Annotated in this window: 29 protein-coding genes and 3 pseudogenes; 18 read left to right on the top strand and 14 right to left on the bottom strand. The window is 32.3% G+C overall.

The features are described 5' to 3' along the window. The first annotated feature begins 212 nt into the window (after nt 1-212). Nucleotides 213-737: a GrpB family protein gene (locus tag BLV40_RS10160; protein WP_090689534.1), complete on the top strand. Its 525-nt coding sequence runs from the start codon at nt 213-215 to the stop codon at nt 735-737. Between the two features lie 264 nt (nt 738-1,001). On the opposite strand, the gene BLV40_RS10155 is transcribed toward BLV40_RS10160, so the two are convergent. Then, on the bottom strand, nt 1,002-2,453 hold the full coding sequence (locus BLV40_RS10155; RefSeq protein WP_026590915.1) for an aminotransferase-like domain-containing protein: 1,452 nt from the start codon (nt 2,451-2,453) through the stop codon (nt 1,002-1,004). A gap of 157 nt (nt 2,454-2,610) precedes the next feature. Here BLV40_RS10155 and BLV40_RS10150 point away from each other — a divergent pair, with 157 nt between their 5' ends. The 11 genes and pseudogenes from BLV40_RS10150 to BLV40_RS10100 all read left to right on the top strand — a co-directional run bounded on the left by BLV40_RS10150 (nt 2,611) and on the right by BLV40_RS10100 (nt 10,068). Then, entirely contained in the window at nt 2,611-3,543 is a 933-nt protein-coding gene (locus BLV40_RS10150; RefSeq protein ID WP_090690020.1) for a DMT family transporter, read from the top strand. Nucleotides 3,544-3,699: 156 nt separating this feature from the next. Continuing rightward, on the top strand, nt 3,700-4,161 hold the full coding sequence (locus BLV40_RS10145; protein ID WP_026590913.1) for a GNAT family N-acetyltransferase: 462 nt from the start codon (nt 3,700-3,702) through the stop codon (nt 4,159-4,161). Between the two features lie 29 nt (nt 4,162-4,190). After that, nucleotides 4,191-4,523 (top strand): divalent cation tolerance protein CutA, encoded by a 333-nt coding sequence (cutA, locus tag BLV40_RS10140; protein ID WP_090689531.1) that lies wholly within the window; start codon nt 4,191-4,193, stop codon nt 4,521-4,523. Nucleotides 4,524-4,587: 64 nt separating this feature from the next. Further along, nucleotides 4,588-5,034: an NUDIX domain-containing protein gene (locus tag BLV40_RS10135; protein WP_090689528.1), complete on the top strand. Its 447-nt coding sequence runs from the start codon at nt 4,588-4,590 to the stop codon at nt 5,032-5,034. Nucleotides 5,035-5,449: 415 nt separating this feature from the next. Beyond that, nucleotides 5,450-5,755 carry a heterocycloanthracin/sonorensin family bacteriocin gene (locus BLV40_RS10130; protein WP_139265512.1) on the top strand — a complete coding sequence of 102 codons (306 nt, stop codon included), beginning with the start codon at nt 5,450-5,452 and terminating at the stop codon, nt 5,753-5,755. Between the two features lie 216 nt (nt 5,756-5,971). Further along, a pseudogene (locus BLV40_RS29240) lies at nt 5,972-6,097 on the top strand (GNAT family N-acetyltransferase); the annotation flags it as partial. A 58-nt stretch (nt 6,098-6,155) separates the two neighbouring features. Beyond that, nucleotides 6,156-6,581: an NUDIX domain-containing protein gene (locus BLV40_RS10120; RefSeq protein ID WP_090689522.1), complete on the top strand. Its 426-nt coding sequence runs from the start codon at nt 6,156-6,158 to the stop codon at nt 6,579-6,581. Nucleotides 6,582-6,937: 356 nt separating this feature from the next. Beyond that, complete coding sequence (locus BLV40_RS10115) at nt 6,938-7,168, top strand: heterocycloanthracin/sonorensin family bacteriocin (RefSeq protein ID WP_090689519.1); 231 nt, start codon at nt 6,938-6,940, stop codon at nt 7,166-7,168. A gap of 167 nt (nt 7,169-7,335) precedes the next feature. Beyond that, a complete protein-coding gene (locus tag BLV40_RS10110) occupies nt 7,336-8,358 on the top strand; it encodes a serine hydrolase domain-containing protein (protein WP_090689516.1) in 1,023 nt (340 codons plus the stop codon). 53 nt (nt 8,359-8,411) lie between these two features. After that, a complete protein-coding gene (locus tag BLV40_RS28515) occupies nt 8,412-8,555 on the top strand; it encodes a hypothetical protein (RefSeq protein ID WP_026590908.1) in 144 nt (47 codons plus the stop codon). Nucleotides 8,556-8,859: 304 nt separating this feature from the next. Then, nucleotides 8,860-10,068 (top strand): L-lactate MFS transporter, encoded by a 1,209-nt coding sequence (locus tag BLV40_RS10100; RefSeq protein WP_090689513.1) that lies wholly within the window; start codon nt 8,860-8,862, stop codon nt 10,066-10,068. Nucleotides 10,069-10,089: 21 nt separating this feature from the next. Here the strand turns inward: BLV40_RS10100 and BLV40_RS10095 are convergent, their stop codons facing one another. Continuing rightward, complete coding sequence (locus BLV40_RS10095) at nt 10,090-10,428, bottom strand: permease (RefSeq protein WP_244525378.1); 339 nt, start codon at nt 10,426-10,428, stop codon at nt 10,090-10,092. 192 nt (nt 10,429-10,620) lie between these two features. Here BLV40_RS10095 and BLV40_RS10090 point away from each other — a divergent pair, with 192 nt between their 5' ends. The 4 genes from BLV40_RS10090 (at nt 10,621) to BLV40_RS10075 (ending at nt 13,674) form a co-directional block, all read left to right on the top strand. Continuing rightward, a complete protein-coding gene (locus BLV40_RS10090) occupies nt 10,621-11,058 on the top strand; it encodes an NUDIX hydrolase (RefSeq protein WP_090689508.1) in 438 nt (145 codons plus the stop codon). Nucleotides 11,059-11,241: 183 nt separating this feature from the next. Then, complete coding sequence (locus BLV40_RS10085) at nt 11,242-11,700, top strand: hypothetical protein (protein WP_026590905.1); 459 nt, start codon at nt 11,242-11,244, stop codon at nt 11,698-11,700. A gap of 206 nt (nt 11,701-11,906) precedes the next feature. After that, nucleotides 11,907-12,479 (top strand): hypothetical protein, encoded by a 573-nt coding sequence (locus BLV40_RS10080; protein WP_244525377.1) that lies wholly within the window; start codon nt 11,907-11,909, stop codon nt 12,477-12,479. Between the two features lie 418 nt (nt 12,480-12,897). Continuing rightward, nucleotides 12,898-13,674: a Cof-type HAD-IIB family hydrolase gene (locus BLV40_RS10075; protein WP_090689502.1), complete on the top strand. Its 777-nt coding sequence runs from the start codon at nt 12,898-12,900 to the stop codon at nt 13,672-13,674. A 417-nt stretch (nt 13,675-14,091) separates the two neighbouring features. On the opposite strand, the gene BLV40_RS10070 is transcribed toward BLV40_RS10075, so the two are convergent. After that, nucleotides 14,092-15,474, bottom strand: coding sequence for an erythromycin esterase family protein (locus BLV40_RS10070; protein ID WP_090689499.1), 1,383 nt, complete (start codon nt 15,472-15,474; stop codon nt 14,092-14,094). A 487-nt stretch (nt 15,475-15,961) separates the two neighbouring features. Here BLV40_RS10070 and BLV40_RS28865 point away from each other — a divergent pair. Beyond that, nucleotides 15,962-16,285 (top strand): annotated as a pseudogene (locus BLV40_RS28865) (endonuclease); the annotation flags it as partial. Between the two features lie 728 nt (nt 16,286-17,013). Here the strand turns inward: BLV40_RS28865 and BLV40_RS10060 are convergent. From BLV40_RS10060 to BLV40_RS10050, 4 genes and pseudogenes are all read right to left on the bottom strand, one after another. Then, entirely contained in the window at nt 17,014-17,829 is an 816-nt protein-coding gene (locus tag BLV40_RS10060) for a YwqG family protein (RefSeq protein WP_090689494.1), read from the bottom strand. A 78-nt stretch (nt 17,830-17,907) separates the two neighbouring features. After that, a pseudogene (locus BLV40_RS29755) lies at nt 17,908-18,015 on the bottom strand (DUF1992 domain-containing protein); the annotation flags it as partial. Nucleotides 18,016-18,135: 120 nt separating this feature from the next. Beyond that, complete coding sequence (locus BLV40_RS10055; protein ID WP_090689491.1) at nt 18,136-18,528, bottom strand: YxiJ family protein; 393 nt, start codon at nt 18,526-18,528, stop codon at nt 18,136-18,138. Between the two features lie 18 nt (nt 18,529-18,546). Beyond that, nucleotides 18,547-19,398 carry a patatin-like phospholipase family protein gene (locus tag BLV40_RS10050; RefSeq protein WP_090689488.1) on the bottom strand — a complete coding sequence of 284 codons (852 nt, stop codon included), beginning with the start codon at nt 19,396-19,398 and terminating at the stop codon, nt 18,547-18,549. A 191-nt stretch (nt 19,399-19,589) separates the two neighbouring features. Between BLV40_RS10050 and BLV40_RS10045 the strand changes: the two genes are divergently transcribed. Beyond that, nucleotides 19,590-19,967, top strand: coding sequence for a PH domain-containing protein (locus tag BLV40_RS10045; protein WP_026590898.1), 378 nt, complete (start codon nt 19,590-19,592; stop codon nt 19,965-19,967). A 138-nt stretch (nt 19,968-20,105) separates the two neighbouring features. Here BLV40_RS10045 and BLV40_RS10040 read toward each other — a convergent pair whose 3' ends face one another. From BLV40_RS10040 to BLV40_RS10010, 7 genes are all read right to left on the bottom strand, one after another. Beyond that, nucleotides 20,106-20,648, bottom strand: coding sequence for a GNAT family N-acetyltransferase (locus BLV40_RS10040; protein ID WP_090689485.1), 543 nt, complete (start codon nt 20,646-20,648; stop codon nt 20,106-20,108). Continuing rightward, entirely contained in the window at nt 20,588-21,109 is a 522-nt protein-coding gene (locus tag BLV40_RS10035; RefSeq protein WP_026590896.1) for a YfiT family bacillithiol transferase, read from the bottom strand. The genes BLV40_RS10040 and BLV40_RS10035 overlap by 61 nt, the downstream gene beginning before the upstream one ends. A gap of 32 nt (nt 21,110-21,141) precedes the next feature. Then, nucleotides 21,142-21,651, bottom strand: a complete 510-nt coding sequence (locus BLV40_RS10030) for a GNAT family N-acetyltransferase (RefSeq protein ID WP_090689482.1) — start codon at nt 21,649-21,651, stop codon at nt 21,142-21,144. Between the two features lie 90 nt (nt 21,652-21,741). Continuing rightward, nucleotides 21,742-23,064: an FAD-dependent monooxygenase family protein gene (locus tag BLV40_RS10025; RefSeq protein ID WP_090689479.1), complete on the bottom strand. Its 1,323-nt coding sequence runs from the start codon at nt 23,062-23,064 to the stop codon at nt 21,742-21,744. Between the two features lie 273 nt (nt 23,065-23,337). Then, complete coding sequence (locus tag BLV40_RS10020; RefSeq protein ID WP_090689476.1) at nt 23,338-24,117, bottom strand: undecaprenyl-diphosphate phosphatase; 780 nt, start codon at nt 24,115-24,117, stop codon at nt 23,338-23,340. Between the two features lie 137 nt (nt 24,118-24,254). Continuing rightward, a complete protein-coding gene (locus BLV40_RS10015) occupies nt 24,255-24,866 on the bottom strand; it encodes a DUF4352 domain-containing protein (protein WP_090689474.1) in 612 nt (203 codons plus the stop codon). 175 nt (nt 24,867-25,041) lie between these two features. Further along, nucleotides 25,042-25,416, bottom strand: a complete 375-nt coding sequence (locus BLV40_RS10010; RefSeq protein WP_026590891.1) for a nucleotide excision repair endonuclease — start codon at nt 25,414-25,416, stop codon at nt 25,042-25,044. Nucleotides 25,417-25,501: the final 85 nt, after the last annotated feature.

The following is a 25,501-nucleotide window of genomic DNA, read 5'->3' as shown; positions in this document are numbered from 1 at the left end:
TTTGGTTCAATTTAATATATTGAAATAAAGGTGTTTCTAGAACATTCTCTATCTTTAATATTTTTCATCATATTTTATTAGCTAATTTAGAATATATATTGTAATTTTAAGTAACTACCTCATGTTTGAGGAGATATTACAGTTCTGAAAAAAAGAGAAAACAGAACCTGCTTTTGCAAAAGTTCTAGGTCTTATTAAGGAGGAACAGACTAATGGCTGAAAAAACAAGAGTAATAGAAATTATGCCTTATAATCCTGAATGGAAAATGGAATTTAAGAAAATCAAAATGATGATTGAAAGTTATATTGGAGATTTGACTTTAAGAATTGAACATGTAGGGAGCACTTCTATTGAAGGATTAGCAGCGAAACCGATTATTGATATTGATGTCGTTATAGATAGTTACGATATTTTGCCTGATATTATAAAACGATTAGAAAAAGAAGGTTATCAATATCAAGGAGATCTAGGTGTTGAAGGTCGTGAAGCTTTTCAACGGAATAAAGAAGATCATTTTATGAAATACCATCTCTATGTTTGTCCAAAGGACGGGAAAGGTTATTTAGAGCATATCGCTTTACGTGATTATTTATCGTCGAATAAAGCTGCACGTAAAGAATATGAGGAATTGAAATACAAACTAGCTGAAAATTATCGGAAAGATATTGATCGTTATTGTAAGGCGAAAACAGATTTTATAACAGGAGTTTTGGAGAAAACTCTTTATAAAAACTAGAAAGGAATAAAAATACGAATTGCTACCTGTAATATTTAGAACAAGCAAATAGGCTATTTGTGGAGAGATAAATTAATGCAAATATTCTTGCCTTATAAGAAATTAGAACCATAATGAATGAATAAAAAAATATAAATCCCTATTGGTTGTGTTAACCATCAGTGGGGAACTAAACACCCCGCCAATAGGAGTTTCAATTTATTTCAATAAGAGGATTAATAAATTTATAAAAAAGCCTGTTTCTTAAAGGAACAGGCTTTTTTACTATGAGTTTATCAACTCTCGAACAATTTCGCTTAATTGATAGATTCCTTTTGTTAGATCTTCCACAGATGCATAGGCATACGAAAGTCGAATATGCTGATCAGACTCTTCTCCATAAATACGCCCTAGGTTAAGAAGTATCCCGCTAGATAACGCTTTTGAGTATAGTTTTTTCATTGGAATTTTCGGTTTTATTTTTAACCATATAAAAAAACCACCACTAGGAACATTCCATTCGGCAATATTTTTGCAATACATATCCAATGCTTGAATCATTAGGGTTCTTCGTATCTTTAGTTGCGCTCTCACAAATTCTACATGCTCTTGATACAAACCGCTAGAAAGCCACTTTTCAGCAACTCTTTGTGATAAAGAACTAGAACCATAGTCTGTTTGCATTTTTATATCTGATAATCGTTCAATTACAGGTTCAGGGCCGATAATCCATCCGATTCTTAAACCTGGACTTAGTGTCTTTGATAAACTACCGATATGTAATACATGTCCGTGTTTATCCATTGCCTTTAACGGGAGAGGAGGTGGCTCATCAATCCATAATTCACGGTAAATATCATCTTCAATAACAGGAAGTTGTTCTTTCTCACATACTTTTATAAGTTCTTTTCGCCGAGTTTTTGACATTAAAGTTCCTGTGGGATTATGAAAGCTAGGAATAGAATATAAAACAGTTTTTTCACCATTGTATTTATTCAGTCTAGATAACTCACTTGGTATAACCCCTTGGCAATCCAAGGATACTCCTGATAAATGCATTCCTGCTGATTGGAATACATGAAGCGAATAGAGATAAGATGGTTGTTCAAGTAGAACTGGAGATCCCTTATGTAGCAGACCAACAGCTATCAACTGTAATGCTTGTAAAGCTCCAGAGACGATTAATATGGAAGATGGTGAGACATGAATACCAAATGAACTTACATAATTACTGATGGCTTCACGTAAAGGAAGAAACCCCTTTGGTTCTTCATATCCGAAAGCAGTGAGGTTTTTACAAACTTCTTGCATGACTAATTGCATTGTTTCTAATGGGAAAATATTAGAAGCAAGTTCGCCTTTACTAAGGTGAATGAATTGTTTATTTGATTCTACTGTATTAATTTCTTGAACCATTTCTTTGCTCGGTTTATGCAAACCCGCTTTCACATACTCATTCCAATTAGGCGGTGGATCAGTAGCTAATAGGGTCCATGTATTATTGACCACAATTGTACCCATACCCATTTTCCCTTGGATTAAACCATCTGCAGTTAGCTCCTCTAATGCTGTAATAACCGTACTTCGATTTACATCAAATATCTGTGCCAATTTTCGTTGACTTGGGATTTTACTACCTATCGGCCATTCGCCATTTGTAATCTTTACTTTCATATACTCCATAATCTGTTGGTACTTAGGGGATTGTTTATTCGACTTTGGATTATATGTATTCATAAAAAGCCCCCTTTTTTCTACTAATGAACCGTAAAGTGGTTGGTTTTTTTATTAAAGAACTGGTTGAAGACATTTTATCAACGATTGAATATTATGAAAAGAAATAATTGGAAAAGGAAAAGTGGCTGGCTTTTTCTATATGAAAGGAAGAGATGGTATGAAATATAGTGAATGGAATTTCCATGTTTTATTCTCACACTGTATTACGATTGTTCTTTGGGGTTCTGCATTTCCTGGAATTCGCGTTGGGCTTGAAGCATATACGCCGGAACATCTTACGTTATTACGTTTATTAATAGCCTCATTTGCTTTAGTTATTTTAGCGGTCATACGTAGAATGCGTCTACCAGAATTAAAAGACATACCGGTAATATTCATTCTAGGCGGTTTAGGTTTTACCGTTTATCACATCACCTTAAATTATGGAGAGAAAAGTGTGAGCGCAGGGCCTGCAAGTTTGATTGTATCAGTTACCCCTATCATAACTGCAGTACTTGCTCTTATATTTTTCCGTGAAAAATTTAAATTATGGGGATGGATAGGAGGAGCAGTTAGTTTTATAGGAGTAGCACTCATATCAATTAGTACTGGAGATGAACTCGGATTCAACACTGGCATACTACTTATACTTATTGCTGCAATTTCAGAAAGTTTATTCTTTGTTTTTCAAAAACCATTCCTCAAAAAATATGGAAGTTTACCGTTTACTGTATATACGATATGGGCAGGGACTGTATTAATGCTAATCTTTTTACCAGGGCTTGGCTCTGAAATAGTAAAAGCTCCTATAGAAGTTACTCTTAGCGCTGTGTATTTAGGTCTTTTTCCAACGGTACTTCCGTATATAGCTTTGGCTTATATAACTTCTCATGCTGGAGCCTCTGAAGCAACGAGCTCACTTTATTTAACACCAGCGTTTGCTTGCTTTATTAGTTGGATATGGTTAGGAGAGGTTCCTACTATGTTATCAATACTTGGTGGTGTCATAACAATATTTGGCGTTGTACTTGCACATATAAAAAACGAAAAAGATCACTACATACGAATTGAAAGAACAAACGATGTAAATAAATCACATTCGATGTTTTAAAATCTATATGAGAAAAAGGAGATTAATGGAATGAAACGAATATAAAAGAAGAATTAAAATTAAAGAAGTTTTTTTCTTACCAATTATTTGTGTTGTTTCAATTCATATAAGGATTTTTCAATAATTTCATAATCCATTATTCCAAAGGAGTTTGATATGGTAAACCTACAATTGAAAGTCGTGACAAGAGAAAATTGGGAAGACGCACTAAAATTACAAGTATCCAAGGAACAAAATCAATTTGTACCGTCTGTAGCTGTATCACTTGCAAAAGTATATATAAAACCAGATGGTGACAACGTAGAATATATACCATTTGCTATATACGATGATGATGTTATGGTTGGGTTTATTATGCATGCCTTCGATAGAAACACAGTGGACATGTATTGGATTAATGGGTTTTTGATTGATGGAAAATATCAAGGAAAGGGATACGGAAAATCTGCTTTTATAGAGATGATTAAATGGGTTACCAATCACTTCTCCCAGTGCAAGGAAATTCGTCTAACTGTTCACAAAGAGAACACTCGAGCAAAAAGGTTATATGAAAGCCTTGGTTTTGTAGACCTTGGTTATGTTTATGATGGAGAGCAAGTATATCGATTGCTTGTTTAACTTTAATTAAAAAAGGTGTGAAACAAAGAATGCAATTTAATGAAGTAAAAATCGAAATATTTATTCCAGAAGAATTTATTGAAGACTTACGAGATGCATTAAATAAAGTCCAGGCTTGTAAAGTGGGGAATTATGATAACTGCATGTCTTATAGCGCAGTTAAAGGGTACTGGAGACCGCTAACTAACTCAGAACCTTATAATGGAGAAATTGGTCAAATATGCGAAGGACAAGAATGTAAGGTGGAAATACGGTGCAAACGAGAAATAGTAAAAGATGCACTTGCGGTTATTCATCGCATTCATCCCTACGAAACACCTATGATTTATATTATTCCACTACTAAATGAGTATTTTGGATAAATGTAATATTCTTTATGAACATAAATACTATAAAGTAGTTACTGCATAAAGAGGGGGAAGCTAATTGAAAACAAAATTTCATTATATTGTAAGAGGAATCATTATAAAAGATAACAAACTTTTAATAGCAAACTACAAAGGGCATCACTCTTTTCTACCAGGTGGTCATGTTGAGTTAGGAGAATCTGCAGAATGCGCATTAATTCGCGAACTGAAAGAAGAAATAGGTATAGATTGTGAAATTAAGCGCTTTTTAGGAGTGATTGAAAACCAGTGGCAAGATAGTGAAATACTTCATTATGAAATTAATCATGTTTTCGAAGTTGATAGTAACGAATTACATAGTGATATAAAACCAATTTCTAAAGAGTCTCACCTGGATTTTAGTTGGATTATTCCTAATAATAAAAATCTAATTGCATATAAAATAATGCCCGACCCCTCTGTTCAAAGATTAATAGAAAAGGTGCAAAAAGAGGAATTATCAAGTTGTTGGCTTAGCAATTTATAAACTAACATGTAAGAGTACTACGTTGTAAAAAAAACATGATATAAGTACCCTTTCTCGAAAAACTAATATACTCTTAGTTCATCTTTTTAAAAATTTAATATCTGTGTTTTTTTATGACTAAAAGATATCACGCAAAAAACTACCACGCTTAAGCTATAGAACTAGAAAATGATGACATAAAGCTAAATGTTATTGTTTAAATTCATATTTTATAATTTCCATTTATAAAAATAACCCCATAGTAAAAACAACCTAAAAATAGGCATATGAACAAGGTGCATCATCTAGTGATAGGTCATATTTTGTTGGTGTACGTATTGAGCTTAGTTTATAGCGCTATTTCTACTTAGATTTAACGAACAGAAATCTAAGAAAGCATCGATGGGGTTTTAATTTATAAACGGAGGTCATGAAAATGAATGAGTTTCAACAAGAACTACAAGCGTTAAGTCTTAATGATTATCAGTCTGGAAATGTTATGTATTGGGACCAGCAAAACCAATATCCACATTACTATATTGAAGATGATGCTCGTCGCTGTGGCGGTTGTGGTCGTTGCGGTGGTTGCGGTGGCCGTTGCGGTGGATTTCGTTGTGGTGGATTCCGGTGTGTTGGTTGCTTCGGTTGTTTTGGTTGCGGTGGTTGTGGTGGTTGTGGTGGTTGCGGTGGTTGCTCTAATTGTTTTGACGGTTTTAATGGTGTTACCTGGTGGGTCATTTAAATTCGTGACATAAATAAAGATATTTTTGAAAGAAAAGTGTATATACAAGTATGAACTGTAGAGACACTTTTCTTTCATTTTGTGAATTTAACAAATAAAAGAGCATCTTCTATGTTCATCGAAATTAATATTTGACATAGCATTTCATATAGAGATGAATGGTACATTGGATACATATCAAAAAATAGTTTCATGGGTAGAAGAAATAAAGGTACGGAATAAGAGATTCGTCTAACTATACACAAAAAGAACACTCGGGCAAAAAGATTATATGAAAGCTATCGTTTTGTAAATCTTGATCATGTTTATGATGGGGAAGAAGTATATCGTTTACTTGTTTAACTTTAATTAAGAAAATGGATAAAGAGGAGAAACCTAATCGAAAACAAAATTTCATCATATTGTAAGAGAAATCATTATTAAAGATAACAAACTTTTAATAGCAAATTATAAAAGGCATCATTCTTTTCTACCAGGTGGTCATGTAGAATTAGGAAAACTTGCAGAATGCGCATTAATTCGTGAACTGAAAGAAGAGATAGGGATCGATTGTGAAATTAAGCGCTTTTTAGGAGTGATTGAAAACGATTGGCAAGATAGTGAGACTCTTCATTATGAAATTAATCATGTTTTCGAGGTTTATGGTAAAGACTTACATAGTGATATAGCGCCGATTTCGAAAGAGTCTCACTTGGCTTTTCATTGGATCATCCTTAGTAATGAAAATTTCATTACATATAAAATAATGCCCGAACCCTCTGTTCAAAGATTAATAGAAAAGATGCAGAAAGATAATGTATCAAATTGTTGGATTAGCAACTTATAAAATGTTGATAAAGGGTATGGGGTGCTTAAATGTAAATATTACTGTATAAGTACCCAACTTATTCTTTCCACCTCGACTGTAACCCCCCATATCATATTGCGAGATTCCCCCATTAAATTTACAAATGAGAAATTCATGTAAAATTATATTCATTTAAGCTATTTAAAAATAGGCAACCGAACAAGGTACATCACCCAGTAAAAACTCATATTTTGTTGTTGTACGTATTGAAATTAGTTTATAGTTTCTATATTTATCACTGCTTATTACAGAGATTAAACAAGCAAAAAAATATAGAAAAGCACCAATGAATTATGTTAGATGGAAGATTAATTTTATAAACGGAGGTCATAAAAATGAATGAGTTTCAACAAGAACTGCACTCATTGAATTTAAATGATTATCAGTCTGGAAATGTTGTGTACTGGGATAATCAAAACCAATATCCATACTATTATGCACAAGAAGATGCTCGTCGCTGTGGCGGATGCGGACGTTGTGGCGGATGTGGTGGACGTTGCTTCGGATGCGGCGGTTGTGGCGGATGCTTTGGCTGCTTTAGCTGCTGGAGTTGGTGGTTCATTTAACTTTGTAGCATAAATAAAGTTATTATATGAAAGAAGAGTGTATGTACATGTTCAAATTGTAGAGACACTTTTCTTTCATTTTGTAGAGTAAATAATTTAAAGGGCATTTTCTATTTTTGTCGAATTTAATATCTGATATAGCATTTTATTTAGAGGTGAATGATACATTGAATACATTTCAAAAATTAGTTTCATGGGTAGAAGAAATAAAAGAACAGAATCATAGTACTGCAGCAGCACTTTTTATTATGAAAGATAATGAAGTGGTGCTTGAACATTATAGTGGAAAACATTCTAATACTGAAAACAGTACACCAATAACAGCTTCTTCACAATTTAATGTCGCTTCGGCTAGAAAGAGCTACTTAGGTCTAGCAGTCGCTTATGCCCTGTATGAAGGGAAAATAAAGAATCTCGATGATTACGCAGCTGATTATTTTAAAGACTATGATAAAGATTTACTTGGTAAAACAACATTAAGACATTTAGTAACCCATTCACACGGTTTAAATGAAAAAGTAGACGGAACCATTTATCGAGAATTTGAACCTGGAAAAGGATGGGCATATAGAGACATTAATGTACGTATGATGACGCACCTTATTAATCAGCTATATAATACAAGTTTTCCAACGCTATTAAAGAAACGTATCTTTATACCTGCAGGTTTTAAAGAAACAGGATGGCGAAAAAAGCATCATGAGAATTTGGTAAAGGTAATAGTAAATCCTCATGAAGAAGCGATATGCAGTACTGGAATATTAGATGATGGAACAGAAAAGAATCTATTCGTTTCTGCTAGAGAATTCGCCTATTGGGGAAATTTACATCTAAATGAAGGGTATTTAAACGGAAAACAAATTGTACCGAAAGAGGTCATTAAAATTGCAACAAGTCTTCAAAGCCCAAAATATGAAAACATGGACCTACCACAAAATGGATGTTTTTGGTTCGTTCAAAACACACCGGCTTTACAAAGTGAACTTGGAGAAAGAGTGCCTAAAGGCTCGTATCAAATATTAGGCATTACAGGACCCACCATTTTAGTTATTCCCGAATATAATGTTGTCGTTGCCAAAATGTATAATAAAAGATATAACTATGGGGGAGACAATTATCTGTATTATTTACGAGAATTTAGCAATTTAGTCGCTGATACATTCTCGAAATCATCTTTTACATACCAGTAAAAATATTTAAATTAGGGTATAACTACTTTTATACAGAAAAGGAGTGAGCCCTTATGAAAAAACAAACAAATAGAACTACAAAACAAAATATCAAAGACACAAGCATAGAGCAAAATGCTATATATAGCGATCCAAAAGATGCAGCAAATATGCAAACTGTTCCACAACCAAAAGATTATGAGGAAATCGAATATTAATTTTTATTTTTATAAGACTTTTTTATGAAAGAAAAATACATCTTAGGCCCTATAAAAATAAGGGCATCATTTGGTACTATATGTATATAAGCATTTGAAAATGTCTTATCTTAACACAGCTTTTTTACAATAAATCCGTATATAATCTAATCAACAAAAAGGCGCTTCTTACTGAAGTGCCTTTTTGTTGATTTTATACAATCACTCTAATTTAATTTCCAGTTTTTAAATTCGTATCTCGTCTTTTAACACGGATATACTAAATTGTGATAAATCATGTCATGATAAGAAAGGGACAGTTCGCATGAAACAAGCATCTATAAACCCATGGCTTATTGTCCTAGGCACAATCATCGTGCAAATTGGGCTGGGAACTATTTATACATGGAGTTTGTTTAATCAACCTTTAGTAAGTAAATTTGGCTGGGAACTTCATACTGTGGCGATAACTTTTTCAATTACCAGCTTTTCTTTATCGTTTTCAACTTTGTTTGCAGGTAAATTACAACAAAAAATGGGACTTCGTAAACTTATTGCAACTGCAGGAATTATTCTTGGTTTTGGATTAATTCTTAGCTCACAAGTCTCTTCATTAGCGTTACTTTATTTACTAGCTGGTGTCGTCGTAGGGTATGCAGATGGAACAGCTTATATCACATCATTATCAAATTTAATTAAATGGTTTCCAAATCGTAAAGGCTTAATTTCTGGTATTTCAGTCTCAGCATATGGAATGGGAAGCTTAATTTTTAAATACGTGAATGGAAAGCTAATTGATACAGTTGGTGTATCGGAAGCTTTTTTATATTGGGGCATAATCGTTTTGATTGTAATACTCGTGGGATCTTTCTTCTTACGTGAGGCTCCAACAAATGAAACAGTATCTGAAACTGCCAGTAGTGATTATTCACCGAAAGAAATGTTACGTACAAAACAAGCTTATTTATTATTTTTTATGTTATTTACATCGTGCATGAGCGGCCTATATTTAATCGGTATGGTAAAAGATATCGGAGTTCAACTCGTAGGACTGAGTGCAGCAACCGCAGCGAATGCCGTTGCAATGATTGCAATCTTTAATACTGCAGGCCGTATTATTCTCGGGACATTGTCGGATAAAATAGGTCGATTAAAAATTGTATCCGCAACTTTTGTCGTAATCGGTTTGTCTGTGTTCACACTCAGTTTTATGAATTTAAACTACGCTATTTATTTTACTTGTGTTGCAAGTGTTGCATTTTGTTTCGGAGGTAATATCACCATATTTCCGGCAATTGTGGGGGATTTCTTCGGTCTCAAAAATCATAGTACAAATTATGGAATCGTATATCAAGGTTTTGGCTTTGGAGCACTCGCGGGGGCATTTATCGGCGCTTTGTTAGGTGGGTTTCAGCCTACTTTTATTACAATCGGTATACTGTGTATTATATCCTTTGTTATTGCTATTTTAATTCGACCACCAAATAAAGAGAAAAAGAAAGAAAAACAAAAGCTATATCAAAAAATAGCTTAAGAAAAGAGCCCTAAATGAATACTAGGGCTCTTTTGAAAAGGAACTAAATTTTTTATCTCCAGTTATTTTACAAACGATGTAGTTCACACCAAAGTACGTTACACCAAATAATAATAAAAATGATAGAAATAAAATAAGAGTTAGTAAACAACCTCCGATATCTCCATCAAAGTTTGCATCTGCATTTGAAAAATTCCAGTCCTTAACTTTACTGATAATATGCCCTAGAATATAGGACAACACAAAGCAAATTATAAAAGCCAAAGCAAGGTACACTGTAAATTCTTGATGCGATATTGAATCCACTATGTAAAAACCAAATCCCATAAATGTACCTAAAATTCCTAAAATAAATAACATTTTTAAAAAAATTTTTATATTAACCCAACATTGACTTAAGAATTGCCCATACGTTCTCCGGTTATGTCGTTTCTTTAAATAAAAACAAATAACATCCTTAATATTCCATATGATAATATTTAAAATTTATTAACAAGGGGATACAACACCTTATATAGAACTGTATATTAGAAATTTACTAAGGAGGTTCTTATGAAAAAAGTTACTGTAACATACGTACTACTTTTTGATGAGTTTCAAGAAAAAGTATTGATGGTTAAAAATACAGGCACAAATGGTTCTTATTTTACTTTACCAGGTGGTGCAGTCGAGTTTGGTGAAACGTTAGAAGAAGCAGCAATTCGTGAAGTAAAAGAAGAAACAGGATTAGATATAGAGGTAGGTGGGATTTTTTCAATAAGTGAAGCATTTTTTGAGGAAAAAGGGCACCATGCTATTTTTATTAACTTTGTAGGGAAAATCACAAGTGGAGCAATACACATATCAAGACCCGAAGAAATCGAGGAAATTAAATGGATGGAGTTACAAACCGCTGAAACATGTTTACGACTTCCCGAACATGCGAAAGGTCTATTACAACGAAAAGTAACTGTACCATATATTTTTAATGGGACAATCATTCACAAATAATACAACTAATATTTTAAGGTGAAACAAATATAAGGGGAAAGATACTTGATAACTAAGAATATCCCATGAAAAGAAATTAAAGTAATTGATTCAATACATGGATGAAAAAGGTTTATTAAAAAACAAATCATTACCATTTAAATTATTATGCACAGAAATAATAAGGGCTTAGGAGAAATAACTATGCGAATATATAACGAAATACTTTCAAACGAAAAACTTGAGGAACTTATACTGAATGAAAGTGGAGAAATACTAGAAAATTTGAATAACAAAGAAATGTTTATTAGTAGTTTCATTGATAATTTTAAAAAAGAATACGGAAATTCGGAATGTAATTACGTCGAGCTATTTGATATTGACAGTCCAGACTATATTAAACTTGAATTAATAGATAACAAAATGTTTGTTACTGCTTCTTTGTTTGCAGGACTATCTATATGGTTGGATAAAAAAGCGTTAGGAAAAGTAACAGCTACTATAGAGGGCGTTTATTCGTTCATAATGCTTGATAAAGACGGCAACATTATTACCTTAGATGAAACGTTACATTTACATAAGAGTTCTTTTGCTATTACAAATTTTAAAGTAGAAAAACTACAAAGCATCGATCAATATTTTGATGACTATACGATTATATAAGTAATAGCTGCTTTACATTATTAGATAATAACGAATATCAAAATACAAACAAATAATACGTAAAAACAAAGAAAAAAGCGGATTATACCGAGCTACTAAAGCGAGTAATTAATGGAGATTGGAAGTCAAATCAAAAAGGTTTTGTTGCTTATACTCCTGAAAAAACCATTGAATATTTTGAAGATATATCAAATGAAAAAGATATATTGTTAGCGGATTTTAGATATGTTGAGGATCTATTTTTTGAAGCCAGTTCTAAAGTCATAGAAAAATTTCCTCATTCCGAAAATAATAAAGATGTGTTTGTACTCGCATTGTATGTTGGTACTGAGGGAGGCTATTGCGGTATATTAATAAATACAGAACATGCATACCGAAAGATAGTTGATAGGTCTTCTGATGAATCAGAAGAAGAGCTTAATAGTTTAAATGGTGTTCGGTACCATGATTCATCATTTCCGTTTACCTTTTTCAATGAATTAATCACTCCACAATTAGAAGAAATCACAAACGCATACTATTGTATAAATACGGAGCATCCAATACTTGATGTCGAAAGAAAGATAGCATTTCATAAATCGTTTTTTGAAGAGCAGCTAGTTTTAATAGGAATCAATGTAATGAATAGACTTAAAAATACATTTTCGTTGTTGGATACAACAGAAGATTTCTTTGCCTATGTAACTCTACATGATGTTGGTGCCGAAGTTTACGAATTGTTAATTAAAAAAACGGTTCCTTACTCATTGTTCAACAAGCTATTTACAGAAAATAAATAGGACTAACATAAAAATAAAAAAGTCCTTCGAATGGTAATTATTTAAAGAAGGCGCTTAAATTAATAGATCATCAATTATTTCCATGATACTTAGTGATTATTATTATGGGGTAGGGGAGATGATACCTTGCTTTCTATCTAAAATACTCAATGAGCCGCATGTATTATGACATCGGTATATCATTATAAATCATACATTAGTAGAGAATGCAAAGATTTTAACAGGTTAGACAACCCGAGTATAACCATATAACACACGTCACTTTAATTCGAAAGAGAATTAATAAGCACCATAATGAAATTTAAATAACTTTATAAGCCTTACTAAATACGAAGTGGAATAAAACTTTTTATGTCAAAATCAAACGTCCTTAAGATACTGGATAAAGATGTATTTATATAGCAAGGGAGGTTTAAATATGTACAAGATTGTATTTTTCGATGTCGATGGCACCCTATTAAGTGAAGTGGATAGAAGTATACCGTTAAGCACAAAAGAAGCAATTGAGAAATTAGTCGAGAGAGGAATAAAAGTTGTAGTTACAACAGGAAGACCGTACAATTTGTGCCAAGAGTTTAAGACTATGGGCATTGATACATTTATTTCTGCTAATGGTGCACTTATAACATGTAACGAGAAAGTTATACATAAATCAGTACTATCAACAGAAACAGTTCAAGATGTCTCAGCTTTTGCTGAGTTGAACGGACACGGTGTTTCTTATTTTACCAAGCTATTTACGATGAACGGCATGGGTTCCGACGATGAGCGGGTTATGAGAGCATTAAAAGAAACTTTAAACCTTACACAATATCCCGAAAAAATGAAATCTCTATCAGAGGAAATTTACTGTATATGTTTGTATGCGGATGACAATGAAGCACAAAAATTTCTAGATAGATTTTCAAAACTTAGATTCGAGCGTTTTCATGGCTACGTAATGAATGTACTTGAAGAAACGGAAGTATCCAAATCAGCTGCGATTAAAAAAGTATTAGAGCATCTCAACTTTTGCAAATCCGAAGCTATTGCTTTCGGTGACGGCGAAAATGATATCGACATGTTGGAGTATGTAGGTTTTGGAATTGCCATGGAAAATGGCGGAGATACATTAAAACAAAAAGCAGACTTTGTTACTAAAAAAGCAAGCGAAGGAGGAATATCTTACGCATTAAAGAAATTTGGTGTCATTTAAACTAGAGTAACATTACAAATTTGTAATGTTTATGTTACTTTCTCCAATAGCACTTAAAAACATCCAACTCATATACTTAAGATAGATTTACAAAAAAGGAGTGTAGGAAAATGCACGAAATAATTGGGGAAGTCGTAGTTGGTCTATGTGAATTCGTTTTTGAGATTTTCGGTTATGGGAATACAGGTAGAGAGAAAAAAGAATAATTCCAATTGATTTGTATGATATATAAGATTCTTAGACACCTATAAAAGGTGTTTTTTCTTATTTACCTTCAGAAGAAGACATATAATCTAATAATTTCATAAAGGGAGAAGATGTTCGTAAAAAACATCAGTATTAGTATGAAACATCATGGTGTTAAAGATGTATAAAAAAACGCACCATCTTATCTCAATAGCGCGTTTAGCTGTGTATTTATTTATACTGAGCAGGTGAAATGTGTTCCAACCATAGAATACCATCATAATGTTGGTTCGGAATCATATATTCAGGAATAAGCCCCCAATATTGTCCTATAGTCTGTGAGTACATCCAAGACGTTTCGGGAATTTTTTTCACATCTTTTAAGTTTACAAAGACTTGTGGATGTTGAGCAGCTTTCAAGATTTCTTCGATGCTATTGGGTTCATGTTTTTTATTCACATTTACAATAGAGTCTTGACTGTCATCGTAACTACTTCCGCTATATGCATACAAACCAACAGAATACATTTGATTTTTCAAGCATTTTGGCAAAAAGTCAATCATATTAGGGTATTTTTTGGACAGACCCATAGCATACTGGAAACTCAAAAGCATATTATAATTCTGTTTTCTTATATGATAATTATGACCCCACACAATTATTTTTTTGTTTTTATATTGCATGTCACTTAACCATGCTAAATTTTGTCCCATTTCTTTATCCCGAGAGTAAAAAGTGGACTCATTCAATGTTTGTTCATTTTCGTTATATGTTTTTTGTTTTCTTTGTATTTCTTCTTTTACTTCATTTGGAATATGCGTTTTCAGCGTATCAATTCGAGTACTAATCGATTTTTCTAGAAGATTTACATTATAAGATGCTTTAGGTTTTATTTGTTGTAATTCATTCTTATGTTGTTGGATAAATTCTTTTACTCTTTCATATTTACTTAAAAGAGGTTTCTGCATTGTTTGAAACTCTTCATAAGAAGAGACAGAACGATATTTCACAATTTCTTTTTCTGCTTCTACGAGTAGTTTCCCTATTTCAGGATTCAATTTACTAATCCATTCATTTGCAAAAGTTGCAAATGTAGCAGCTGAAGCATTCCACGGGATATTTATATCGAATCCCGTTAAAATAAGGGGTGTTCCTTTTTCTTTTTGCTCTTTTATGTATTGAAATAATTCTTCTACATCTTCTGTATGCCATACTCCATAAATAGCTTTTTTCATAGCTTGCTCAGCTGTTAAATCATCTATGTTTTGATATACAGCATTCGCTTCCGCAAAGCCTGATTCAAACGCAAGTACATCATAACCCATTTCCTCATGCAAATATTTAATCATCCGAACCTTTGATTGATTCATTTCTGTGGAACCATGAGTAGATTCACCTAATAAGATAATACGTTTGTCCTGCAAGGTTTGTTTTAAAAATGATAAATCCTCATTAGAGCTAGCAGTTGGTTCCTGTAATTTAACTGCATGTTCACTAACCCATTTCTGCCATTTTTGTTGATCTGTAGGCAGTTCTTCAGCAGATGCTACTGTCGAAAACGTTGTTAGTGCAAATAAAGTAGTTACTAATCCTTTTTTCCATTTCGAAAACACACATATCCCTCCTAATTTTATAAACTTTATCACCTAAATCTAATCATTTATGATTCATTTAAACAAAATAGGAACATTTAGGTTTATATATTCATATTAAAGGATGTAGTTTATACAAATCAAGAGGAAAAGGGTGATAATTCTATTAAATTTAAAAATTCTTTAAATTAAAGGGTGTAAAAAGAACCGACGGAAGATAACTCGAGGAAACATGCTACATAGCTACCACAAAAATTGAACAAACGTACAGTACAGGAAGAGCAAATAACAGCAAAAAGAAGGGAAGATACGAAGATCTACAGTGAATAAAAATGTTATCTTAAATTTCGATAGATAAAATAGACAGAACGTTAGTTCCTTTATATGATATAGAATAAGATGCACACTTAATTTATATCAAGTGAAGGGAGCTAATCAAAATGGTTGATCAGAGCAAAAAGAATTCTAAATGCGCACTGGAAAAGGACGAAATGATTAAACTGTATTACATTATCGTGTAGTATTGAGCGGTCGAAGAAGTATTAAAGTTTTTTCTAACTGGATTTATAAAGATAAAGAAATATTTCTGCAAAGAAAATATGAAGTGTTCCAAAAAGAAACCTTAAGCTTAGAATACTTACAAGATAGAAAATTAAAAAGAACTAAAACCGCAGCTACTCAAAGAAAACGAGACTTCCTCATACAATATCAGCAACATAATTGTATAAATAAGTCTTGCGAAAACCTCGGTATCAGCAAAGCAACATTTATAAGTTGGTTAAAAAATGATTTAGAGTTTAAAAGCTACTTTGAACAAATTAATTTAAAATAAAAATCCTTTCAAAGATTGGTGTGAATGCTGTATTTCAACACTAATCTTTTTTCTATCAAGTAACACAGAAACAGAAGGAAGAGGGATTCTAACGAATAAAATAATTTACTTCCTTTTTTACAGTTAACATAATATAAATTATAGGTAGTTATGAAGATAAAAGGTGTTTCATCTCAAAATCTAAGTAAACTATACTTTTTGAGATGAAACAGGGATTTTTCAAGGAAACTCACTATATATGCTTTTGCTTAATTGTATTAATCTTTATATAGATTTAAGATCAAATTTGTCACAGCAAATTTATTCTTAAACTTTCTCTGATTAATTATTGATACTATAACGACTATAACTTAATAAAACGAGCGATTAAATTATTTGTTATTAGCAGTTATTTTGATTCATAAATTCATCGTTAATTTTTTCGTTCTTTATAATACTTAAACATCTTGTTTATTGAATATATATAATTCCGGTGTTTATTCACTTAACCCTTTTGTATACGCTCTGTATTTCCGATATTCATCTAGTTAACATAACGTATTTTGGATTACTAAAAAAATCTCTTCTCATTTCAAAAAGGAATCTCTAATAAATGCAATTCACATTTCTTTCGGTGTGACTTTCATCAAAACCCACGCATGCAATATATAATTTCTTAAAATATTTCTTTTCAAGCAAAAACAAAGCCACTCTCTAAATATCTATATAGAAAGTGGCTTTAAATTCCCTTAGCAGCAGTCCCAATTATAAAGTACATTAGTAAAATCTAAATTGATCAAGTCTTCTTTGTTTATAAAGAAATTCGCAACGCCGCAATCTCCCCACATAATACCTAGAGAATCATCTGTATCAATTTGTAGCAGTAAAATATTGTGCTTTTGATATGATTCGTCCCATTCCCTTGGATCGCTTTGTGTAAAGAACGGATATCCACCAATTTTGTGTCCTAGACTCTCAAAAGACTCCTCATACAATTCACCAAACTCTATTTCTTCTTCTTTATCAACGATATCTTCTAAATCAACTGTATCTTTAAAAAATGATTCAAAACGATGATCTCCTATTGTTACAGGTTGATAAGCTTGTTCGAATGATAACTTAGCTGCTTCGGGTATAACAAAATGCTCTAAATCAAGATTATTTAAATAACTAAAATCCGTTACAAGCTGTGATTCGTCATAATTTACTTCAGAATGATAAATAATCCGAAAGTCTTTTTGTGTTGTTGGATGATCAAAATCAGCACCAACAAGATCATCTTCTCCATTTACAAAAAACTGTAGCAAACCCTTTGTTGGCATAGGTTCGATATGAGGAAGTTCTTCAAAATTTAATTGTGCAAGTAGTACCATCGGCTTTCCGTTTGAATCTTTAGGGTGCTCATGGTTAATTGGTAAATATGGATAACCACCAAATTTGCTTTGAAATAATGTTGTTTCCCCTATCTTACCAGTAATCTTAATATAAGGTTTTACACTTTTTTCTAAAATATCCCTATACTGTTCTAATTGCTTTGGTATTTGTAATTGATATGTATTTGTCATTCTCCATTTCTCCCTTACATGATATATAAAATAAGCCTATCTCGATTATATAACGAGTGGTAGGTTTATGGAAAAACACTAAAATTCTGTTTTCACCCTCATTTTTTGTGCACTTGCAGGATAAATTAAGTGATATTCTAAACCCTTTTTATTAATTGTCCGAACTATTTTCGCTGCTTCTTCAGAACCCTCAATGAGTTCATGTTATTGTTGTAAATAAGCTCAGTTAATCGATCTACAATACAAGAAGGGATTTCAAGTTTATAAATGTTGTATTATTTATGAACAAAAAACACACAAACAAGTTTAGTCCGTGTGTTGGGTCTTTTCATAAGTCAGATAATAAAGTAATAATTTACGTGCTCTTTCATAATACATATAGTCTCTATAAAATATGTAGTAATCTTCAATATGTTTTTCTAAAAAGCGAAATTGTTTAAAGCGATCAAAAAATGATACGCGAAGTGATTTTATTTGCTTAAATGGAATTTTTTCTATCCTTCCATTTAACACATAACTTAATGTTCCTGAGATATTCATCCAATATAGATCCAAATCAGCATTTATACAATCATCCTCAGAAAACATCTTCTTAAAATCTCGATACATATTACGCGTATCACGATGTGGGAATGGTTTATATAAATGACTATATAGTTTCATTAACTCTTCAAAAATCACCTTTTTTCCTAATATCAATGGCTCTCCTCAATTTTCTTAGTTATTTATCCATCGTAATAAGTTATCGTACTGTTCTTTTGCATCGTTATACCCTAAGTTATATAAGTTAACGAGTCTTCCTTTATTCCTTTCAATCCCGCTAACAGGAAGTTGCGCACTTGGTTGAATCACAAAAAAATTATCTTTTTGTAATTCCGAAGACATATACATAATTGTTTCATTATAAAAACGATAATGTTCTACTAAAAGCTCAGAGACTTTCGGATATCGTCTATATAAATATTTTGCTATAGGCGAAAATTTATTACGCTTTTTCTCATATCCTTCTGGCTTCGTCATAATAACAACATTTTTTTGAAATCCATCTTTTTGCGCTTTTCGAACAGGGATTGGATCAATAATCCCTCCGTCTAAAAGCTTTTTACCATCATAGTCCACAGCAGGAGCGATAAATGGTACAGAACTTGATGCACGAATAATTTTCAATATATCATTCCCGTGCTCTTGCTTATTATAATAGACAGCCTCTCCTGCCTCGCAATCTGTTGTGCCGATTACAAACTGCTCATTTGTATTTAAAAAGGTTTGAAAATCAAATGGTACAATTTGATTAGGCACCTCATCGAAAAGAAAATCCATACCAAACAATTCTCGTTTTCGAATTAAATTTCGATAAGATATATACCGATGATCAGACACTAACTCTGTATTTACTTTTTTATTTCTCCCTTTTTGACGGGATAAATAGGTTGCTCCCATACATGCTCCCGCGGATACTCCAACTACATATGGAAAAAACATATCATTTTCCATGAAGTATTCAAGCACGCCTGCTGTATATAACCCTTTCATGCCTCCACCTTCTAATACTAAACCAATATTTTTCATGTATACTCCCTCTGCATTTGTTTCTTAAACTTATAAATACTTATATTTTAGCACAAGATATTATGATGAAGTATCAATAAATTCATTGCATTCTCTTTCAAAAGCTCTTGCTGCATTGTAAGAATCTCTTAGTCTATAACGTGATACAATAAAAGAAACTCATTCCACAGATTACAAAGGAGGAATTTTATATGGGTTTATTTAGTGGTATTTTAGGAAATGCATCTGATACGAGTACAGAAAATGTTGAGCGTGACTTACAAAAAATTATGCTTGATGATGAACAAGTTGAGTATGCATATAAATTGATTCGAGATTTAATTGTATTTACAAATCGACGAATGATTTTAGTAGATAAACAAGGAGTAACTGGTAAGAAAACAGAATATCATTCTATTCCTTATAAAAGCATTACACAATTTAGCATCGAAACAGCAGGACATTTTGATTTAGATGCAGAACTGAAAATTTGGATATCTAGTATGCACGATCCAATCACAAAAGAATTAAAAGGTGATGACAGTATTTTAAACGTCCAAAAAGCTTTAGTAAAATATACAACAAAATAACCTTTTTGCATTTTTATGCAAAAACAAAAGTTATAACCCCGTATTTTTTGGAACAACATACATTGTTTTGTTTTAAAAATACAAAACAACAGGGATAGATGACACAGATTTATTCTGTTTTATCTATCCCTTTAAAAATTATGATACTACTTTTTTATAATAAACAAGTGTTGTATGATCATTCAACTTCTTTTTTACTCCCGTCTGAATGTAACCCATTTTCTCGTATAGATAACAATTACGTTCTTCTTCTAAAATTGTAGCTAATTCCCAACTAGCTGCTTTTGGAAACATCTTTTCTACTAAAACGAGTACTTTCTGGGCTACCCCTTTTCCTTGATAATTAGGTAGAATAAACATAGGACTAATCCAGAACTGGGTCGTCGTATGTTTCCAAAATGCACAAATAGCCCCAGCAAGAGTATTATTAACTACTATTTTATAAAATCCTCCATTAGGATTGTTTATTCTCGTAATTACTTTATCAATCGTTTCATTAGCAGGATTCGTTTTATAGTCTTTGTATTTTTCTAATAACGGTTTAAACGCTTGTATTTGAATAGCAAAAATAGATTCTGCATCAAAATTTACTGCCCTTTCTAATGTTACTTCCATAGCACTTACCAACTTAACCGTTCTCGTAAAGAAGTAATATGTGCCGTATGATGACGACCGTGCCATGCATATAATCCAATTGCTACTTCTAGTTTTGTTTCACCTGATTCTGGATGATTAAAAGTTTTTTCAAGATCTGCCTGTTCTAAAGAATTTAATAAATTTACCCATCTTTTATGTAATGAATCTAATAATACAAGAGAAACATCTACAGGTAATTTTGAGTCAGGGAGTTCTGCCCACTTTTCTTCCCTATACGGCTTAATTGTCGGGTTATTTTCTGTAAGAGCTAATTTAAAACGGATGTAACTATTCATATGACTATCAACAATATGATGAACAACTTGCCGTACTGTCCATCCACCCTTTCGATATGGCGTATCTAATTGATCCTTATCTAGATCTCTAATTGCTTTTGTTAATTCTTTAGGAAGATTGGCAATTTCTTGAATCCATTTCTCTACCGTTTCTTCTGTAATATTTCCTTCATGAGTAAACTGTCCAATTGGATAACGTAAGTCCTTCATTGCATTGTTCCCCTTTTGTTTTTAAATTTCTTTTATAGCATTTTAGTTTGTTTCCAAACGTAATGAATGAAATCATTTAACTCTGTAGCTTTTTTATCAATTGCAGTACGTGAAAAGCCGCTTTTTTCTAATACGATTTGTGAAGCAATGTTGGTATTTGTTGTCTTTGCATGAATTTCAGTAATTTGCTCGTTTACTGCTTGATTTTGGAGTAATTGAACGGCCTTAGTTGCAATTCCATTTCCGATAAAATCTTTTCCTACACGATAACCAAGATATCCTAATTGTCTATCTTTCTCTATGTCTACTAAGTTTATTCGACCTACAATTGCTTTCTTCTTATTTCGTATGAGATAAAAATAGGAAATGCCTTCTTTTTGTTCCTTTAACAATTCATCATGCTTATATTGAAACGTTTCATAAACATAGTAATCATCCCCACGACTCGGTACCATGTTTTCAAAAAAAGTTCTGTTATAACACTCAAAAGCAAATAATTCTTCTGCATCTTGTTTCTTTAATTTTTCTATGTATATTTCCATTTATGAATCATTCCTTTTTAATCGATTAACTATTATTAATTCGCCATTTAATAGTTAATTTCCTACTGCTTGTAGTAAGGTTAACTCCCTCTATTTCTGTCGAGCTGTAAGAATGGCAAACCATACCTTAGGATGAAAAAGATGTAGAGGACTACGAATAAGGTTCATTACCCTAACCAGACGAATATAAATATCTGTATTACTCGCAGAAAGCCGATATACTTTTTTCGTATACCATTGTTGAAATGGTTGGATAAAAGACTTCTCTCCTTTTATTTTAGGGTGACGGAATGCTTCTGTAGTAACCATTTCCCATGGCGTTGCAATCACCTTAGAAATACGTTTGTAAAATTCTCGAGTAAAACCATTCTGCAGCGATGTTCTTTTCTTTAAACTCATTTGTAGCGCGACAGCTTCCATGGCAGCAACAGAAATTCCTTGTCCAAAAACTGGATCAAAGCGACAATGAGCATCTCCAATTACTAAAAACCCTTCTGGCATATTTTTCACTAAATCGAATCGGCGACGAACTTGATAAGGAATCTTGTGTATTTTTATATCTGTAATTGGTTCAGCTTGTTCAAGAAAATGCATAACATCTGGTGCAGGTAACTTCTGAGCAAATGCAAGGAACTCTTCATCTGTTTTTGGTGCATTCTCATTGACATATCCGCTAAAAGTTACGAAATAACGATTGTCTTCAATAGTTTGAATAAAGGCGCCATAAGGATTTTCAGGAAAGCTAGGAGAAATAAGTAAATTGCACCAATCAGGATTTTTATGTTGTTTTAAACGGAATACCCTAGTTGCGTAAAATAATTGAATCCATACTTTTTCTTCTTTTACCTTTATGCCATATGTTTCTAACCACTCTATATTTTTCGAACCAAATCCGCTTGCATCTACAACGAGATCTGCATGGAGATTTTCTTTATTTCCTGTCTTCATACACTGCACTTTTACTCCAGAGATTTTGTGATGTTGCTGATCTATTATCAATTGTTCAACCATTGTTTCATATTTTGTTGTAATATTATTTACTTCACTCATTCTTTTTTGTATATGCCACTCAAGCATAGGACGACTTTGTTGAACCGCATTCAACTCTCCAATAAATGGTTGTTTCCATAAACCAAAATGATGCCATTTCAAATCTCCAGTAAAATTATTTATGATACCACCATCTTCTTTTAATTGGGTCATAATCGCAGGGAATAATTTCTCAATAGCCTCTTCACCACCCTTTAATAACACATGAGGATGATGGGTTTGAGGTACTCTTTTTCGTGGGCTTTTTTCATTCCACTCTGTGCCCACTTCTAAAATCATTACCTCTTGAAAAAAATCAGACAAAGCTTTTGCTGCTAATTTCCCAGCTATACTTCCACCAATAACGATTGCTTTTCCTAACATTTTCTACCTCCCGAAAGATATTTCCGCTTCTTTTATGATGCTAAAATATAATTTTCCATTTCCCACTTTATTCTCCTAGCATATTAATAGAATCACAAAATAAAAAATCCTGCTATAAATTTACACGACAGGATTTTTTTATCAACATTTATTCATCTTTTCCTTTCATTACAAGTACTAAGTGAGTAAGTTAGGTTAATCTAATCATCTTCACCAGCAAGAGCTAGTTTAATATATGCTTACTGCTTAACTGTATATCTCCAAGGGCTCTCTTTAAAATATGCCAGTGAACTGTAAAGTTAATATTAATATGCCAAGAGCCCAAACATAATAAGCGAACACTTTAAGAGAATGCTTTTTTAAATATTGAATCATCCAAGATACTGCGATATATCCGAAAAATGCCGCGGATAAAGTACCAACAATTAACGATGTACTTGAAATTGTTTCTGCTTTACCTTGAAAAACGTCCACAGACTGTAAGATGATTGCTCCAACAATTGCAGGTGTTGACAATAAGAATGAAAAATACGCTGCGGTTTCACGGTCTAGTTTCCTCCAAAGTGCAGCGACAATTGTCATACCAGAACGAGAGATTGCTGGAAAAATAGCAAATGCTTGAAAGGAGCCAATGATAAAAGCATCTTTATATGTAATGTCATTCATTTTCTTACGTCCATTTTTTTGTTTCTCTGCCATATACAAAAACAAACCTGTCACTAAAAACTCCCATCCGATAGTTATGCCCGTTTTTGAAATCTCTTCAAAGAAATCTTTAAATAGTAGACCGATAATAACGGCCGGGATTGTTCCTACAATGAGTAAAAATGTAAGTTTTGAAAATGGGTTTTTAACCAAATAGATAAACTCTTTTTTATAATAAATAAATACCGCTAGCAGGGTACCAATATGCAGCATCGTGTCTAAAAAAAGCCCAGCTTCATCTAAATGAAACAAATGTCTTCCTAAATACAAGTGACCGGTACTGCTTATAGGTAAAAATTCCGTTAACCCCTGAATAATTCCTAATATAAAAGCTTCCAACCAGTTCATGATTGTCTCCTTTCTTGTTTGCTTGTACCAGTATATGTTTATTTTTACCTGTTATGAAAGAAAGGGAAACGAATTCAAGATGTAAGGACTTTTCCAGACAACAAAAAAGAGGGAAAATCCCCCTCTTAGTATAAACTTTATTTAATTTGTTCTTTATGTTCATGATTAACAAGAACATACCATTTACCTGTGTCAAACTTCTCTTTATTAATCACATAAACTCTATTATCTTTCTTTATTTCCCCAGGTTTTAATTCTGTATTAAGATTAGGAGTTACACCTTTTTCAACTGCATAACTACTAGCTGCCCAGACATTCATTTCGTAAGCATTATCATTTTCATCCACTAAATCAACTGATGGCAAAACTGCTAATTTAATCGATTCGTTTGTTATATTTTTCCCTTCAACTTCTATAACAATAAAGACATTTCCATTATCAGCTTCTTGAATCCCTATGCTTTCTTTACCCACCTTATCTCTTTCTACAACCCTTTTCACAGTTACATCAAATTTTGACGTATTAAAAGTTTTGTTTAATGGATATTCTTTTTCTTTTATTGTTGTCTTTGCCTTTGTTTGTTCCTTATTTTTCGAATCTGTATTCTCTTTTGTTTTCATATTCTTTTCTTCTTGCTTAGAAATTGTTTCTTTCGATTCAGAAGAAGTTTTATCTGATGTACTTTCACAGCCAGATAAGTTAAATACTAAAGCTCCACCCAAAATACATGTAGTAAATTTTTTTAACATACTTTTTATCCCCCAATAAACACAATATATAAATTTCCTACTTATCATAGCAAAAAACAATCTTTTGCATTGTTATATTTTGTCGAATAATCAAAGGGGACTCAATGTTTTTTTGTTAAATAAAAAAACATGACCTTACTATATTACTAAGATCATGTTTTACATTGCTTTTATTTTATTTATAAAATACCTTATCAACATTATACTTCGCTTGAAACTCATTAATAATATATGTTTCGTAAATTTCTCTTTCCATTGGATCTTCTACAATACATGCATCAATGCGGTATACTTCATCACGATTTGCTTTAATTGGTGAAACATTGTCTTCAAAATGCTTTTTAATACGCTGTCTTATTTTACGTGCTTTCCCTACAAAGAGAAGTTCGTCATTAATGTTATAAAACATAAAAATGCCGCCTTTATCTCTTGGGAATAGGTGGAAATCAATGAACCCATGAATTGGAGTGATTCTTGGCTCATCGCCTTTTATTACTTGTTTTCTTTCTGTTATAGAAACATCAACTGCAGGTAAATCAATTTTAATCAAGTTGCTTCACGTCCTCTTTTATTATAAAGGTAAATAATAGCACATGTATGCAAGAAAAGCTATTCGTGTTGAGTAAAAATACCGT

Source organism: Bacillus sp. 166amftsu, assembly GCF_900107445.1.
Lineage (GTDB): Bacteria > Bacillota > Bacilli > Bacillales > Bacillaceae_G > Bacillus_A > Bacillus_A arachidis.
Note: the sequence above shows the minus strand (reverse complement) of the source record. Positions and strands in the feature narration are given on the sequence as shown.